Origin of the sequence: Pseudoalteromonas sp. SG44-1, from assembly GCF_014164315.1 — a bacterium.
Lineage (GTDB): Bacteria > Pseudomonadota > Gammaproteobacteria > Enterobacterales > Alteromonadaceae > Pseudoalteromonas > Pseudoalteromonas rhizosphaerae.
Genome location: NZ_JACJEW010000001.1, coordinates 128,732 through 144,890, shown reverse-complemented (window position 1 = coordinate 144,890; position 16,159 = coordinate 128,732). Strand labels below are relative to the sequence as shown.

The following is a 16,159-nucleotide window of genomic DNA, read 5'->3' as shown; positions in this document are numbered from 1 at the left end:
ACCCTTTAACGATAAAGCATACTTGCCCATTTAGTGAGTCCGGCGGTTACACTACCAAAGTGATCGCCGTTTACCATTTTAATATCACCTAAGTGCTCAACTAATGCAGCTTTTATTAGTGGCGATTGCGCGCTGCCACCGGTAAGGTAAATCACATCAGGAACGGTCCCTGCATCTTTAATCGCTTGTTTTGCTAAACTTACTATTTGCATAATTGAATCATCAACCGCCACAGCTAAATCAGCTCGTGATAGCACTTTATGTAATTGCGGTGCTAAAAACCCTAATTCACAGTCATACTCAGTCACTGAAGAAAGCGCAATTTTTGCCGCCTCCCCTTGCTGTACCAGCTGATGACCTTGCTTATTTTGCTGCAAATCGATCAGTCGTTGAAATAACTCAGGTGCTTGTACTTCACGTAACTGCGTAAGTAATTCTCGGTGATGGCTTTGACTATAAAACTGGCTTTGTAAGTTCACATCGTTAATTTTACATGCTTGCCAAAATGCTTGATTAGGCAATGGTAAACCTGATTTAAACTGACTGCCTAAACCAAGCAATGGCATTAATGCGTGATAGCTTAAAGCAATGTCTAAATCATTACCGCCAACACGTTTACCTGTATGTGCTAAAAAGTCATGATCACGGTCACTACTATCACGAAAGCTAGGTCCCATTTGCACAAATGAGCAGTCACTGGTACCACCACCAATATCAATAACCAATACTTTTTGATCGTTATTTAAGTCACTTTCATAATCAATTCCCGCTGCGAGTGGTTCATATAAAAAAGCCACATCTTTAAAGCCAGCTCGTTTTGCTGCACGCTCTAAAATACCAATTGCTTGTTGGTTTGATTGCTCTCCACCCACGGCTTGGAAATTTACCGGGCGGCCAATAACCGTTTGTGTTAACTCTTTTTGTAGTGATGTTTCAGCACGTTGTTTGATTTTTAAAATCATCGCGGTGGCAATATCTTCAAAGAAGTTGATTTGTCCTTGCTTTAAGCCTATTGCCCCAAAAAACGATTTAGGGGATTTAACAAAATAGCCTTCTTCAGGAAATTGCACATATTCGTTAATTGCTTCACGGCCAATAAAAAGACTTTCATCACCGGGGGCTAGATCTAAGTCAGACTTGATCCGCACCATACTATTGAGCAGGGCTTGGCGCTGGGTTTTAAAATCAGTTTCATAATTTGTACCTGTTAGATGCTGAGCAACAAAATCGACAACTAAAGCACTATGATGTGTGTATAAGGTTGAAGGGAGGTAAAACTTACCTTGCTCTAGGGGCACCAGCTCAACAGTATTTTGAGCATTCATTACACCCATTGCGCAATTAGAACTACCATAATCAAAACCAACTACCATTACTTCACCACAACTAACATCAAAAGGCCGCGCAATTTAGCATACTTACGGCTTTTTTTAAATGTTAATCAGGATCGCGTTGACGTAAAAAACTGGCAAACCGTGGTAAACCGTTTTTAGTAAAACCATGGTATCGGTATGTCACCGTCGCTCCTATTGCGGGTGGATTTTGGCGCTGTGCGTTACTAAAGCCAGTACCAATTGAAAACTCTTTTCCTTGTGGTGTAACTACTTTTAACGCCCCTAGCATGCCAGTAAATTTGCCTTTTCCTGGAAGATGAGCAATGACGACCGCTTCACTATCAAAATAAGGTTTTAACTTTAACAGCGCATCAGAACGGCCACTTTTATGCATTGCCGAGGCTAAATGCAGCATTACACCTTCACCACCTTGCTGAGTTACTTTATCAAAGTACGCAGATAATGCCTGCTCTGTAGTAAATTGATACTGCTGTACTGCTTGGATGTGAGGCTTATTTAATGTTTTTACTAAACGTAGATAATTTTCATAGCGTACTGCAAAGGGATTATGTTGATCTGGCATGTCAAATATCTGATAGGTGACTTTTTGCCAGTCACTATCCAACGGCTGTAAAGTGCGCACAATACCACTGAGGTCTGCAAAATCACCGCGCTTGGTCCACAACTCACCGTCTAACCTCAAATTAGGTAAATCAGCAATAAACCAGCCTGGCGCATGAATGGCATTGCCATTACGGGTTATCAACTGTGTTCCCGTCCAAATCGCACGGACCCCATCAAACTTCTCACTAACGAGATAGTTTTCAATGTCAAGCACTTGATCTTGTTGGTAAACCTTGGCAAGTTGGGCATCTGCGGTGATCTGTGTATCAGTTGCTAAGCAAGTAAAAGTACTGATCAGCAACCATAATACTGTTAGTCCTTTAAGCATATCGGTCTCCTTGTTTATCACCAAGCAGACTAAACTATAGCTTAGTTTGTACCCATTGCCATAGCTGCTGTAAATTATCCATTTGAGAAACAGCTAAACTTAAATCGTGGCCTAGGGTGTGTTTATTCGGTATTGCAACCACAGGTACGTTTGCATTAGTTGCTGCTGTAACGCCGGTGTGTGTATCTTCAACAGCAATTGCTTGCTCTGCAGAAATCCCTAATGTTGTCAGTGCAAGTAAATAAGGGTCTCCCGCCGGTTTTGGATTTTGCACGTCGTCTTTAGTCACTACGCAGTCAAACCATTCATAAAAGCCATAGCCTTTTAAGATAGGTAACGCCTCATGGCGTGAACTACCCGTCACTAATGCCATCTTAAGATCGCTTTGCTTCACTGCCTCTAATACCTCTTCGGCAAAAGGCATTAAAGGAGGTAAATTAGTAGTAACAAATTGCTCGAATGCATCATATTTAGCCTGCGCTAACCACTGCGGTGAAACCGATAAGTTATATTGCTCAACCACTTCAATTGCCGCATCTAAGGTCGGTCGACCTGAAAAACGTTGGCAAAAATCATCTTCTTCATAGCGCACGCCAAACGGTGCTAAAACATCATTCCAACAGTTAAAGTGGACACTTTCTGAATCAACTAAAGTGCCATCCATATCAAATAATACTGCTTTTAATGTCATCCTCATTCCTTTATTTTTCAGCAACAAAAAAGGCGCTCATAGCACCTTTTTGGTTTAATACTTATGCTGTTAAACCTGCTGGCGGCTCTGCAAATGCTTCTTCACCCGTTTCAACATCTACCAACTCGTAGCCACGTTCTTTTCTAACAACTTTTAGTACAGGTTTTTCAAATGCTGTTTTTAAACGCTCTGCGTCATCTCGTAACGCATCTAAGGTGTTGCCAAAAGGCGCTGCGCCCGTTTCTGACCAATTCGTTACTTTACCATTTAGGTTATATTCAACCTCATGTATTTGATATTGCGCCGCTTCATCTTTAGTTGCTTCACAAAAAATCACTCGGTAGTTCCAAAATCCAGCCATTGTTCTTCTCTTGTTAAATTTAATTGTCGCTACTTTAGCAGTTATAAATCAGGTTTTACAATACAAAAGCCCGCAACATGTGCGGGCTTTTAATATTAGCAATTATAAAGTCTACTTAGAAAAAGTTAACTTTAAATTCAGCGCCAATAAAGCGAGGCTCATTAACAATTGCAGAGTTATTGCTAAAATCTACACCACCGATGAATACTTGCTCATTGGTTATATTACGTGCAAATGCCGCAACTTCGTATTCGTAGTTATTATCAAACCACTTATAACCCGCGCGTAAGCCACCTTCTAATAATGCTTCACCAGTAAACTCCACTGATTCATATAAAAAGAAATCAATTTCACTACGGTATGACCAATCTGTAAACGCATAAAACTCACCATCGCCAAGCTCTTTAGTATAGCGTAGAGTAAAGTTAGCAATCCACTCCGGCGCATGTGGCAGGCTATTACCGTCTAAACTATAACCTTGGTTTGTTAGCGGATCAGTAATCGTACAAGCAAAACAGCCTTGCGAATATAAATCATCATCTTGCAGCTCAGTATTGTTATAACTGAAGTTAAAAGTTGCATCAAATTCATCAGTCAATACCCATTGAGTATCAACTTCAAAACCGTAGCCAACAGTTTTATCAGCATTCAACAAACGAGCTGAATTTCCCGAGTCACCACCAACAGCTGTTAACTGTTGATCATCCATTTGATAATAGAAAACAGTAGCATTGACACGTCCACGACCGTCAAGCACGTCTGATTTAATACCCGTTTCAATTGAGTTAATTGTTTCAGAATCAGCAACCGTTACATCATCACTAAATAAGATACGACCTTGAACGCTCGGTGCACGAAAACCATTTGCAGCACGAACGAATAAGTTTATATCATCAGAATATTTATACGCAGCAGCTAAATCCCATGATACATGGCTATCTTCTGGTGCAACTGACTTAGTTAAATTAGCAACTGCCGACTCTGGAGATGCGTAACGTGACGCTGTAAAGTCACGTTTATCATCTGAGTAACGTAAACCAGCAGTGATTTCTAACTTCTCAGTTAATTGATATTCACTCGATGCAAATACAGCCCATGCTGTTGTGTCTTGATCTTGGCGAACATAGCCAGTTAAGAAGTTTGCACCTAACCCATCGTAACCGTAAGTCTCAATCACTTGCTCTTCATTATAATAAAAAGCACCAACTTGGTAATTAAAGTCACCAGCAAAATCACTTGCTAAACGTAGCTCTTGTGTATATTGATTGTGATCTGGAAGGGCATCAGCGGTTTCAGACGCTAAGAAAATAAAACCAGGTCCCATTTCTGGTGTTGGGCAACCAGGAACAAAAGTATTCCCACAACCAAAACCACCATCTACATCAGCACGAGAGAAAATTTCTGCACTTTCCCAGCCACTGATCGATGTCAACGTGTAATCAGCAAAACTGTACTCTAGCTTTAAGCTAGCACCTTGGCTATTTACATTCTGTGTAGCAAATTGCACAGTATCTTGATATATCACTTCAGGATCAAAGCCCGGGCGCGGGTTATTTGTGCCTGTTTCAATTGCATTTGCATGAAATACAATTGGCTTACCATTTAAGTCACGAGTGTGGTAATTCAATAATGCACTGAAATCATCTTTCTCATATAAGAATTGGATACGCGCGGCAGTTTCTTGATAACCTCCTGTTACGTCATCAATCTCATTGCCTGCTAAGCGATTATCAATATAATCATCGCGCTCTTGACGTAATAGAGAAACACGTGCTGATAAGTTATCAGTTAAGCCACCACTTACAGCCCCTTCGAAGTCAATTGAATTGAACGAACCATATGATAAGGCTGCATAACCTTCAAAATCTTGACTTGGGCGAGCTGAATCAATTTTAACTAAACCAGCTGGGGTATTACGACCGAATAAGGTGCCTTGTGGTCCACGGAGAACTTCTACGCGGCCCGTGTCAAATATAGGAAAACCTTTTAAAATAGGGCTTTCTTGAACAATTTCATCAACCACTAGGGATACTGGTTGTGATGAATTCAAATCGAAATCTGAATTACCAAGACCACGAACATAAAAACGTGGGAATGAGCGACCAAATGAAGATTCTACAGTTAAGCTTGGAATTTTTGCATTTAAAAAACGAATATCCATGCCGGCAGAACTGGCAGCATCAAGGCTATCACCTTGTAAAGCAGAAGCAGCGACAGGTACTTCCTGTGCGTTTTCTACACGCTTGCGCGCAGTGATTTGAATAACTTCTAATTGCTTGCTTTGCGCAGTTGGAGCTTGTTCATCAGCAGCAAGAGTTGTAAATGAAGTACCTGCTACGGCAGAGAACAACGTTGCATTGATTAGGGTTGCTAACGTAGATCTTTTCATTGCTTTCATGTCGGGGTTTAACCTTTTTAGTGCACTCTTATTCAACGGTTGATGTGTTGCGCCAAATTCACTCGGCGGGCTCGGCCAATTTTTCGCGCCTTAAGTTAAGCTGCGCGGACCTCTTTGTCGAGAGTGCAAAACGAAGTAAAGAGGCTGAACGAACGCTGAAGATTATAGCATTGTGTGACACTTTTGCTGCATTAATATGTACAATAATATAAACTTTTTACAACAAATAACGGCACAATAAGCGAACTTGAGAGATTTTATGCAATTATATTTATTTTATACGGACATTTGTCCTGTCAATAAGGTGGTTGTAAATGTAGCAGGTATCACAAGTGGGAGCCGCTAAGTGACTATAATGATCATTGAGTAAACATAGCATAGCCAAATTTAATTCTGCTATACAATGCTTCTGCAAAGTTAATCGATATATTTTATTGATAAATCATACCTTATGCTAATGTATATAAACACGACAGAGCTAATCATTAAGGATTAAGATGGATCTAACCACCACACTTTCAAAAAACTGGTCAGTACTGTTAGTACGCGGCCTCATTGCAATTATTTTTGGCGTTATTACTTGGTTTGCACCCAATGCATCTCTGAGTATTATGTTGTTATTTTTTGCGGGCTATTTTTTATTTGATGGCATGCTAAGAACATGGGTTGCTTGGAACTCTAAGCAACACAATCCCTATTGGCGCTGGTTATTGGCCGGTGGGGTGTTATCAATCATCGCAGGACTAGTTACCCTATTTGCACCAAACGTTACCGCGATACTATTACTTTATTATGTCGCTGCGTGGGCCATAGCGATTGGCGCTGTTGAAATTTTAATTGCGCTTAAATTAAGAGCGGAGATATCTAATGAGTGGATATTAATTATTACTGGGGCAACATCAGTATTATTTGGTTTATATTTAATCTTTAATCCTAGCGCAGGGATCCATACTTTACTTTGGTTAGTCGCCACTTACGCCGTACTATTTGGTGCTTTAATTGTATTATTTTCATTAAAGCTAAGAAAGATGGCACAACAGCAATAACTCATCAATAAAAACGAAGTAATTTGCTACTCGTTGCAGCAAATTACTTCTGCAAGACGATACCGGTACCGCTGGATTTATTTCGTTGCTCGTCCCCGCCTTAATGCAATTTCACCATCAATATGTATATCGCGTTGTGGGAAAGAAATAACGACATTATGCTCAGCAAATATTTTATATACGCTAAAACGAATATCACTGCGGACTTGGCGCAACATGGTTTCTGATTCAGCACAAACCCAAAAAATAGCATTGAACACTAAAGAGCTTTCAGCAAAATCATCAAATAACACTGAAGATGCCGGCGTCGGGAGTATTGCAGGATGTTCGCTCAACACTTGTTTGATCAGTTTTTCAACTAACAATACATCTGATCCATATGCCACACCAACACTGACAGACGAACGAGCATTGCGGTCAATCAAGGTCCAATTCGTCACTGTGTTTTCGAGTAGTTGACTGTTTGGTATAAGCATGTGCACACCATCGTTGCGACGAATGCGCGTGGAGCGAGTATTAATCGTTTCAACCACCCCTTTGGCGTTGCCCACTTCTAAGAAATCTCCAATACGAATTGGCCGCTCCCACATTAAAATCCAGCCACTAATAAAGTTATTAATGATATTTTGTGCCCCGAATCCTACACCAATAGCTATAGCGCCAGAAACAAAGGCAAATGCTGTTAACGGAATATTTAACACTTCAAGGGAGGTAAATATTAAAATTGCGATACTTAACACTAAATAAATACGGGTAAATAAATGCACCGCATCAGGGTTCATTTTACGTGCGAGAAGAGTTTTTCGTATTAATCGACCAATCCATGTAACCACAAACCACATGGCAAAGAGTATCAAAGGCACTTGAATAACTTTAGCTACAGTAATTTCGATATTGTTATAGCTAAAAATTACATACGATAAATAATGAGAGATTGACTCTAACGTCATACTTTTTCCAAAATTAATAAAACAAATAGCTATTCAGGGTTAAGTAAGTTTAGCACGCCATAATGGCATTTACGGAGAAGTTAAAGTTCAATATGTTTTTTATGAACAAATCATTAACATTTTCTTACAGGTAATGCTATATAAGTACTGTAAGCTTAAATAAAGCACGAGGAACGAATGATGTCACAACTGACCTTAAATCAAAAATTAGCCACGCTACAACCTTTAGTTGATTTGCAACTGTTTGAATCAAGTATTGAATACCGCAATAAAATTTTGTCTGTGCTTGCAGAGCAAGAACATACTCTTAATTGCATTAACAAAGAGTTTGGTCACCAGCAACCGGCAAGTTTTGGTAGCGAAAAAAAGTTTGTTTTAGGTTACAACTAATTTTGCTACTTCGCGCATGCAATATAAACCAAAATTCTCAATTAAGTACCAACCTGTAGTAGCTTTAATACGTCCTACTGTTTAAGGCTACTATTTCTCGATTTGCACTATTTTTACCTAAAAACACGCTTTTTTGCGCTCAATCCCCACCTTAAACCGATAAACTTAGTTGTATATACATGAAAATTTGCTAAGTTATGGGTGTTTTATGTCTCGCCTGTTTTTCAAGGCTCACCTATTTTATGGAGTTCTCATGCGTAAGACCCTTATAGCAACTACAATTGCTAGTGCATTATTATTATCTGCTTGTAGTTCGCAAAACGATGCAGATACAAAAGAGCAAACGACTCAAGTACAAACAGCCAATGTAGACAACGTATTAATGAAACCAAGTCCATTACAATATATGGCACCAGAATTTGATAAATTTGGTACCAGTGATTATGAACCGGCATTTGATGCAGGTATTGCGCAGCAAAAAGCGCAAATCACGGCTATCGCTAACAACCCAGCTCCAGCTACATTTAAAAACACCTTAGTTGAATTAGAACTATCTGGCGAATTGCTTGATCGCGTTTCAACCGCTTTCTATAACTTATCTGGTTTGATCTCTAATGATGAGTATCAACGTATTGCAGCAAAAATGGCCCCAGTGTTATCTGCGCATTCTGATGACATTTATCTTAACAAAGCCTTATTTTCACGTGTTGAAACCATTAATGACAATAAAGCGAAGTTAAATGCCGAAGATCAGCGTTTAGTTGAGTTTTACTACACTAAGTTTGTTAACGCTGGTGCAAAATTAGATGAAGCACAAAAAGCCAAAATGCGTGAAATCAACGCAGAGCTTGCTAAGTTATCAACAGCCTTCTCGCAAAACGTATTAAAATCGTTTAAAGAGGACGTGGTATTAGTAACCGATAAAAGCGAACTTGCTGGCCTTTCTGACGCTGAAATAGCAAGCCTTGCCGCTGCCGCTAAAAAAGCAGGTAAAGAAGGCTACATGATCACGTTGGTGAACACCACGCAACAGCCGATTCTCAGCAGCCTAGAAAACCGTAAGTTACGTGAACGTATTTTTAAAGCATCAACGACTCGTGCGCAAAATACCAATGGCCCTATCATTATCAAAGAAACCAATTTGCGCGCTCAAAAAGCAGCACTACTTGGCTATAAAGATTGGGCTTCATATGTAATGACCACACGTATGGCTAAAACCACTGAAAACGTTTATGGCATATTAGATGACTTAGCACCTAAAGCCGTAAATAAAGCAAAAGCTGAAGCTGCTGAAATTCAAAAAGTAATTGATGCATCAGGCGAAACGTTTGCTGTACAACCATGGGACTGGGCATTCTATTCTGAAAAAGTGCGCCAAGCTAAGTACGACCTAGATCCTGCTTTAGTTAAGCCATACTTTGAAATGCAATCAGTGATCCACAACGGTTTATTCTTTGCGATGGAAAAACTATACGGCATTACTTTCAAAGAGCGTAAAGATTTACCACTTTATCACGAAGATGTAATGGCGTTTGAAGTGTTCAACGCCGATGGTAGTTCTATTGGTTTATTCTACATGGACCCTTATGCCCGTGAGGGTAAACGTGGCGGTGCTTGGATGAGTGCATATGTTAGCCAAAGTGGCTTAAAAGGCACAAAACCTGTAATTTATAACGCGCAAAACATTCCTAAACCTGCAGATGGTCAGCCAACACTGATGACTTTTGACGAAGTTACGACTATGTTCCATGAATTTGGTCATGCGGCACACGGTTTGTTCTCAGACGTAAAATACCCAAGCCTTGCAGGCACTGCAACAGCTCGTGACTTTGTTGAATTCCCGTCACAAGCGAACGAAGATTGGAACATCGAACCAACTGTACTTGCTAACTACGCGAAGCATTACAAGACGGGTGAACCAATTCCTAAAGAATTACTCGACAAAGTACTTGAGTCACAAAACTTCAACCAAGGTTTTGGTACCACTGAGTATTTAGCTGCAGCATTACTTGATATGGAATGGCATTCATTTGGTGTTGATAAGAAAATAACTGATGTACAAAAATTTGAGCATGACGCGTTAGAGAAACACGGCATTGCTTACTACCCAGTACCACCGCGTTATAAGTCTTGCTACTTTAGCCACACCTTTGCTGGTGGCTATTCAGCAGGTTACTATGCATACCTTTGGACTGAAGTATTTGCAGCTGATGCCTTTGCGCATATGACAAAGCAAGGCGGCTTAACTCGTGACAACGGTGATAGCTTCCGCAAAGAGATTTTATCAAAAGGTAACAGTCGCGACTTAATGCAAAGCTATATTGAGTTCCGTGGTCAAAAGCCAACTACCGACGCCCTACTTAAGCGCCGTGGTTTAGTTAAGTAAACCAAACTAATTATAATGGGAGTCCGTAATGGGCTCTCATTTTTTATCGCCATTATTCATACTAATCTTGTTACCTTCTAACTAAAATCAACACCTTACAGAAGATATATATGCTAATCTAAATAAAAAATTTAGGTTACACAATGCAAAATATACTTTTATTTTCAACTTGCTTACTACTAAGTGCATGTGCTACAGAGCCAACTGAGCACGCCGATATAGTGATCGCTAATGCGACGATCATCGACGTAACAACCGGACAACTCAGCGTTGAACAATCCCTTGCTATTCGCGATGGTGTGATCATAAAGCGCGCTAACAACTCACTAAAAAATAACTACATTACTGAGAATTACATTGATGCTAATGATCAATTTTTAATGCCAGGCCTTTGGGATATGCATGTCCATTTTGGCGGCGGTGAAGCGCTTATAGCCGAAAACAAAGCCCTGTTACCACTTTACCTCGCGTATGGCATTACTACAGTACGTGATGCTGCTGCTGATTTAAGTGAGTCAGTTTTAAGCTGGCGAGAGCAAATTAATAATAACCAATTAGTTGGCCCGACCATTTATACATCAGGGCCCAAACTCGAAGGTAAAGACTCTATTTGGCCTGGCGACTTAGAAGTTGAAACTGTCGAGGAAATGAATGCTGCTATTGATACGCTTGATGCTATGAATGTGGATTTTGTGAAAATCACCGATAGTGCATTAACACCTGAACTTTATTTAAAAGCAGTTAAAGAAGTGAAAAAACGTGGCTACCAAATATCTGGTCATATTCCGTTTTCGCTATCAGTTACAGATGTATCAAATGCAGGGTTAGATGCCATTGAGCATATGACCTACTTGTTAAAAGCCGCAGCAATTAATGAACCTGAAATATCAGCAAAAGTGGCTTCAGGTGAACTGAGTTACCGCAGTGCTTTGCCAATTATTACAGCAAATATTGATAACCAAACAGCTTTAAATAAATACGCCGTGTTAGCTCAAAATAACACGGCCGTAGTACCTACTTTAATTGGTGGTCAAATCACCGCTTATATTGATGAAGATAACCATCAAGATGATGAGTTTTTAAATTATTTAGGTAAAGGTCTTAAAGCCACTTACCAATGGCGTGTAGACAGAGCCAATAAAGATACCCAAGATCAAATCAAACAACGTAAAGAACGCTTTGTTAAAACAGCTCAATTACTACCTTTAGCACAACAGGCTGGCGTATCAATTATTGCTGGGACCGACGCTGGATTTTTAAATTCGTATATTTACCCAGGTTTATCTCTTCATCAAGAGCTGGCTATTTTTAGTGATTATGGCTTAACGCCATTACAAACATTGCAATCAGCAACACTTGCTGGACCACAGTTTTTAGGTAAAACGGCGCAGTTTGGAGAACTTACAGAAGGCAAAACCGCCGATATCATTTTCTTAACTGATAACCCATTAATTGATGTACGTAACACGCAAAAGCTCACTGGGGTTATTTCTCATAGTAGTTATTACAATCAAGCAGCACTTGAACAGCTAAAAGTAGATGCCAAGCAATTCGTTAGTTCACAACAGTAAATTAATCACCGGGCTCAGGTTACTTCACTGAGCCACTCCCTTTAATACTCTTTGTAGTATACACTCGCGCTTTTAGTTTGGAGTAAGCACTATGGGCTACTTATTTGCCGTCACTCTATTATGGGCGTTTTCATTTAGTTTAATTGGCGTATATTTAGCAGGTCAAGTTGATGCTTGGTTTAGTGTATTAATTCGCGTAGCCCTAGCCACACTGCTATTTTTACCGTTTTTAAAACGAACACCTCCCCCACTTGCTTGCAAACTCATGCTGATCGGCGCAGTACAACTCGGTATTATGTATAGCTTTTATTACCACTCATTTTTGTTCTTAAGTGTGCCTGAAGTACTGCTATTTACCGTAATGACCCCGCTTTACATCACGTTATTAAACGATGCGTGCAACAAGTATTTTAACCCACAGTTTTTTATAGTCGCTTTTATTGCCGTGCTGGGTGCAATTACTATTCGCTATGAAAACTTAGACAGTAACTTCTTAGTCGGATTATTACTGGTACAAGGCGCTAATATTAGTTTCGCTGTAGGACAAGTAACCTACAAACGCTTAATGCTGGGTAAGCAGCTTGATGATAAAACTGTATTTGGCTGGTTTTTTATTGGCGCACTGATTGTTGCAAGTAGCTGTTATGTCTTATTTGGTAACTCAAACAAATTACCAAGCACCTCAACACAATGGGGCATATTGATTTATTTAGGAGTTGTGGCATCTGGTGTTGGCTATTTTATGTGGAATAAAGGCGCCACACTTGTCAATGTGGGCGCACTGGCGGTGATGAACAACTTGCTTATTCCTGCAGGCATTGTTGTTAATGTACTTATTTGGAATAGAGACGCGGACATACTCAGATTAAGTATTGGCGCGGGGGTTATGCTATTTGCCTTAGTGATAAACCAAATAATGGCTAAAAGAGTAAATTAGTTACCCTGTAGTTAAACTGTCACTAATAATTAGTAAGGTAGCGTCCACTTTGATTTTTAAGGAAAAATAATGAAGCACACACCTTTACTGACTAGTTGTTTATTATTAATTACACTCGCTGGCTGCGATGACGATGTAGAAATAGTCGAAAAAGAAGTGGTTGTTACCAACACTGAGGTTGAAATTGTTAAAGTTCCTACCCCGGTTATTGTTGAAGTCGCGCAAGGTACGAATATTCAACTCGGTGCTCGCCCCGACTACTTAATTGACGATATGGCCACCAGCGCACTAAAAACAAAATTAGAATCGTGCAAAGACGGCCCTTTTTATCGTACTGATTTTTCAATTGGTCACCGCGGTGCACCTATGCAATACCCAGAGCACACTAAAGAATCTTACATTGCAGCAGCTCGTATGGGCGCTGGCATTGTCGAGTGCGATGTGACGTTTACAAATGATAAAGAGCTGGTATGCCGCCATTCACAATGCGATTTACATACCACCACTAATATTTTAGCGATCCCAGAACTTGCCGCTAAATGCAGTGTGCCATTTACGCCAGCGGATCCTAACAGTGGCACACCCGCTGCAGCTAAATGTTGCACCAGCGATATTAGCCTGGCGGAATTTTTAACCCTTGAGGGTAAAATGGATGGCGCGAACACCAATGCCACCAATGTTAACGATTATATGAATGGAACACCGAGTTGGCGCACTGATTTATACGCCACCTCAGGTACACTCATGACTCATAAACAAAGTATTGCGCTATTTAAAGAGCTGGGTGTAAAAATGACCCCAGAGCTGAAATCGCCTCAAGTGAGCATGCCTTTTAATGGTATGACTCAAGCGCAATATGCACAAAAAATGCTGGATGAATACACGCAAATGGACGTACCCGCAAACCATGTTTATCCGCAATCATTTAACCTAGCCGACGTAGAATATTGGATTAGCACTAATCCTGAATTTGCAGCGCAAAGTGTGTATTTGGATGGTCGCGACAGCAATGCAGGGTTTGATCCTAATAACGCAGCAACATGGCAGCCAAGCATGGCAGAGCTAGCTACTGATGGCGTTAAAATTATAGCGCCCCCTATTTGGATGCTGCTAACCATAGATAACGACAGTAATATTGTACCCTCACAGTACGCTATAGATGCTAAGGCCGCAGGGCTTAATATTATTGCATGGAGCCTTGAACGCTCTGGCCCTCTAAATGAAGGCGGTGGTTATTATTATCAATCTATTAGTGATGTTATAGATAACGATGGCGACATGTTCACTGTGGTTGATGTTTTAGCACAAGAAGTGGGGGTCATGGGGATATTTTCCGATTGGCCAGCAACCGTAAGTTACTATGCTAGCTGTAATAAAATGCCTGCAAGTATTTAAACTTTAAGGCGTGTTTATTTTATCGCGCTCAGTTACCATATATTTTATATTATTTAACTGAGCGCTTTTATGATCATCCAACACCACCATGCAGACTTGCCTACCCCAACAGGTTTAATGCGCACCACGGTTTACCGCCCCGAAATGTCAGGGCAATTTCCCGCGATTATTTTTTATTCTGAAATATTTCAGCAAACCGCGCCTATTGCTCGCAGCGCTGCACTTTTAGCAAGCCATGGTTTTGTAGTACTTGTGCCAGAAGTGTTTCATGAGCTAAACCCTATCGGGACAGTGCTTGCCTATGATGATGCGGGTAAAGATAAAGGCAATAACGATAAATGGGCAAAACCGCTTGAATCCCACGACAGCGATACCCAAGCGTTAATCGACTTTGTACAAACACAAGACTATTGCACCGGCTCTGTAGGTACTATGGGTGTCTGTATTGGCGGTCACTTAGCTTATAGAGCCGCATTAAACCCACACATAAAAGCCGCATTTTGCTTATATGCCACCGACATTCATAGCGATACACTCCCCGCACAAGCCGGTAATAACTCGTTTGAACGCATGGCTGATATACAAGGTGAGATTCACTTTATTTGGGGAAAGCAAGACCCCCATGTGCCACAACAAGGTCGCGACAAAATTTATCAACAAGCTGTTAGTACGGGTATTAATTACCAATGGCAAGAAGTTAACGCCCAACATGCCTTTATGCGTGATGAGGGTGAGCGATACGACGGCGCACTAGCAATCACCATGTACCAGCAAGCCGTTGCATTATTTAACCGTACTTTGTAAGCCATAAATTAGACATTTTTAAGCATACCCAATGCGGTATGCCTTTTTATAAAATAATCCTTTAAATAATCGATAAATAAGCGCAACTTCTTAGAATCGGCGCCGCCGGGTGGAAATACGCCGTAAAGTTCTATATCTTTACTTTTATAGTCATCGAGTATAATTTCCAATAGCCCAGCTTGAACTTTTGGCCATGCATCGTAAAGTGGAATACGCCCGATACCATGGCCTGCTTCAACAAAAGCAGTTCGCGCAGCAGCGTTATTAGTCCTTAAACCACCTTGCATAGTTAAGTTATGCTTTTTACCATCTTTTTGTAGCGTTAATGTTTTACTGCCGAGCTGATACACCACCCATTGATGTTCGCTTAATTGCGCTGGAGTTTTAGGTTTACCGTAATGGGCAAAATAATCTGGCGAACCACAAATACAGGTACTCATAGTAGTGAGTTTAGTCGCTTGTAAATTGGAGTCACTAAGCGCAACACCGCGAATCGCAAAATCAAAGCCATTTTTAATAATATCAATCACTTCATCACTTAACTGTAAATCAATATCGATTTTGGGATACTGACGTTTAAAATCATTGATTGCAGGCACAACCAACTGCATACCGACATTCACCGGGCAGCTAATTTTAAGTAAGCCTTGTGGTTCGCTTTTTATATTTTCTATTTGCTGTTTAGCCGCATTAGCTTGCTCAGTAATAATTCTGCAGCGCTCATAATACGCAATCCCCGCTTCGGTCAGTGCCATAGTTCGCGTTGAACGATTAAGCAGCGTCACTTCCAGTTGGGTTTCTAATTTTTTTAAGTGATAACTTGCCACTGCACGAGTAAACCCCAATTGTTTGGCGGCCGCCGTTAAACTGCCCTGCTCTACAATTTGTGCAAATACCACCATACTTTTGAGTTGCTCAAACGATACCTTCATAAGATCTCCTAT

14 protein-coding genes are annotated in these 16,159 nt (G+C 40.5%); 7 read left to right on the top strand and 7 right to left on the bottom strand.

Annotation, left to right across the window (positions count from 1 at the left end):
- Positions 1–5 precede the first annotated feature (5 nt).
- The 5 genes from yegD to H5187_RS00625 form a co-directional block, all read right to left on the bottom strand.
- Positions 6–1,373, bottom strand: coding sequence for a molecular chaperone (yegD, locus tag H5187_RS00645; RefSeq protein WP_182739379.1), 1,368 nt, complete (start codon positions 1,371–1,373; stop codon positions 6–8).
- A gap of 64 nt (positions 1,374–1,437) precedes the next feature.
- Positions 1,438–2,286 carry a DNA ligase gene (locus H5187_RS00640; RefSeq protein WP_182767464.1) on the bottom strand — a complete coding sequence of 283 codons (849 nt, stop codon included), beginning with the start codon at positions 2,284–2,286 and terminating at the stop codon, positions 1,438–1,440.
- A 34-nt stretch (positions 2,287–2,320) separates the two neighbouring features.
- A complete protein-coding gene (locus tag H5187_RS00635; protein WP_182767465.1) occupies positions 2,321–2,977 on the bottom strand; it encodes an HAD family phosphatase in 657 nt (218 codons plus the stop codon).
- Between the two features lie 61 nt (positions 2,978–3,038).
- Entirely contained in the window at positions 3,039–3,338 is a 300-nt protein-coding gene (locus tag H5187_RS00630; RefSeq protein ID WP_145237374.1) for a hypothetical protein, read from the bottom strand.
- A 115-nt stretch (positions 3,339–3,453) separates the two neighbouring features.
- Positions 3,454–5,736: a TonB-dependent receptor gene (locus tag H5187_RS00625; protein ID WP_145237377.1), complete on the bottom strand. Its 2,283-nt coding sequence runs from the start codon at positions 5,734–5,736 to the stop codon at positions 3,454–3,456.
- Between the two features lie 497 nt (positions 5,737–6,233).
- Here H5187_RS00625 and H5187_RS00620 point away from each other — a divergent pair, with 497 nt between their 5' ends.
- On the top strand, positions 6,234–6,782 hold the full coding sequence (locus H5187_RS00620) for an HdeD family acid-resistance protein (protein ID WP_182797442.1): 549 nt from the start codon (positions 6,234–6,236) through the stop codon (positions 6,780–6,782).
- Between the two features lie 77 nt (positions 6,783–6,859).
- Here H5187_RS00620 and H5187_RS00615 read toward each other — a convergent pair whose 3' ends face one another.
- A complete protein-coding gene (locus H5187_RS00615) occupies positions 6,860–7,732 on the bottom strand; it encodes a mechanosensitive ion channel family protein (RefSeq protein ID WP_145237382.1) in 873 nt (290 codons plus the stop codon).
- 180 nt (positions 7,733–7,912) lie between these two features.
- On the opposite strand from H5187_RS00615, the gene H5187_RS00610 reads away from it, so the two are divergent.
- The 6 genes from H5187_RS00610 (at position 7,913) to H5187_RS00585 (ending at position 15,215) form a co-directional block, all read left to right on the top strand.
- Positions 7,913–8,122: a hypothetical protein gene (locus H5187_RS00610; protein ID WP_145237750.1), complete on the top strand. Its 210-nt coding sequence runs from the start codon at positions 7,913–7,915 to the stop codon at positions 8,120–8,122.
- A gap of 253 nt (positions 8,123–8,375) precedes the next feature.
- Positions 8,376–10,508, top strand: a complete 2,133-nt coding sequence (locus tag H5187_RS00605; RefSeq protein WP_182797441.1) for a M3 family metallopeptidase — start codon at positions 8,376–8,378, stop codon at positions 10,506–10,508.
- A gap of 143 nt (positions 10,509–10,651) precedes the next feature.
- Positions 10,652–12,079, top strand: a complete 1,428-nt coding sequence (locus tag H5187_RS00600; protein ID WP_182797440.1) for an amidohydrolase family protein — start codon at positions 10,652–10,654, stop codon at positions 12,077–12,079.
- Positions 12,080–12,170: 91 nt separating this feature from the next.
- Positions 12,171–13,016: a DMT family transporter gene (locus tag H5187_RS00595; protein ID WP_182739384.1), complete on the top strand. Its 846-nt coding sequence runs from the start codon at positions 12,171–12,173 to the stop codon at positions 13,014–13,016.
- 69 nt (positions 13,017–13,085) lie between these two features.
- Positions 13,086–14,411, top strand: coding sequence for a glycerophosphodiester phosphodiesterase family protein (locus H5187_RS00590; RefSeq protein WP_182783852.1), 1,326 nt, complete (start codon positions 13,086–13,088; stop codon positions 14,409–14,411).
- Between the two features lie 69 nt (positions 14,412–14,480).
- Positions 14,481–15,215, top strand: a complete 735-nt coding sequence (locus H5187_RS00585) for a dienelactone hydrolase family protein (protein WP_149980843.1) — start codon at positions 14,481–14,483, stop codon at positions 15,213–15,215.
- An 8-nt stretch (positions 15,216–15,223) separates the two neighbouring features.
- Here H5187_RS00585 and H5187_RS00580 read toward each other — a convergent pair whose 3' ends face one another.
- Positions 15,224–16,147: a LysR family transcriptional regulator gene (locus tag H5187_RS00580; RefSeq protein WP_182758533.1), complete on the bottom strand. Its 924-nt coding sequence runs from the start codon at positions 16,145–16,147 to the stop codon at positions 15,224–15,226.
- Positions 16,148–16,159: the final 12 nt, after the last annotated feature.

Coding starts and splice junctions, on each gene's coding strand:
- H5187_RS00635 (WP_182767465.1), bottom strand. CDS start 2,977: ATGACATTAAAAGCAGTATTATTTGATATGGATGGCACTTTAGTTGAT.
- H5187_RS00620 (WP_182797442.1), top strand. CDS start 6,234: ATGGATCTAACCACCACACTTTCAAAAAACTGGTCAGTACTGTTAGTA.
- H5187_RS00640 (WP_182767464.1), bottom strand. CDS start 2,286: ATGCTTAAAGGACTAACAGTATTATGGTTGCTGATCAGTACTTTTACT.
- H5187_RS00625 (WP_145237377.1), bottom strand. CDS start 5,736: ATGAAAGCAATGAAAAGATCTACGTTAGCAACCCTAATCAATGCAACG.
- H5187_RS00595 (WP_182739384.1), top strand. CDS start 12,171: ATGGGCTACTTATTTGCCGTCACTCTATTATGGGCGTTTTCATTTAGT.
- H5187_RS00590 (WP_182783852.1), top strand. CDS start 13,086: ATGAAGCACACACCTTTACTGACTAGTTGTTTATTATTAATTACACTC.
- H5187_RS00615 (WP_145237382.1), bottom strand. CDS start 7,732: ATGACGTTAGAGTCAATCTCTCATTATTTATCGTATGTAATTTTTAGC.
- H5187_RS00630 (WP_145237374.1), bottom strand. CDS start 3,338: ATGGCTGGATTTTGGAACTACCGAGTGATTTTTTGTGAAGCAACTAAA.
- H5187_RS00600 (WP_182797440.1), top strand. CDS start 10,652: ATGCAAAATATACTTTTATTTTCAACTTGCTTACTACTAAGTGCATGT.
- yegD (WP_182739379.1), bottom strand. CDS start 1,373: ATGGTAGTTGGTTTTGATTATGGTAGTTCTAATTGCGCAATGGGTGTA.
- H5187_RS00580 (WP_182758533.1), bottom strand. CDS start 16,147: ATGAAGGTATCGTTTGAGCAACTCAAAAGTATGGTGGTATTTGCACAA.
- H5187_RS00605 (WP_182797441.1), top strand. CDS start 8,376: ATGCGTAAGACCCTTATAGCAACTACAATTGCTAGTGCATTATTATTA.
- H5187_RS00610 (WP_145237750.1), top strand. CDS start 7,913: ATGTCACAACTGACCTTAAATCAAAAATTAGCCACGCTACAACCTTTA.
- H5187_RS00585 (WP_149980843.1), top strand. CDS start 14,481: ATGATCATCCAACACCACCATGCAGACTTGCCTACCCCAACAGGTTTA.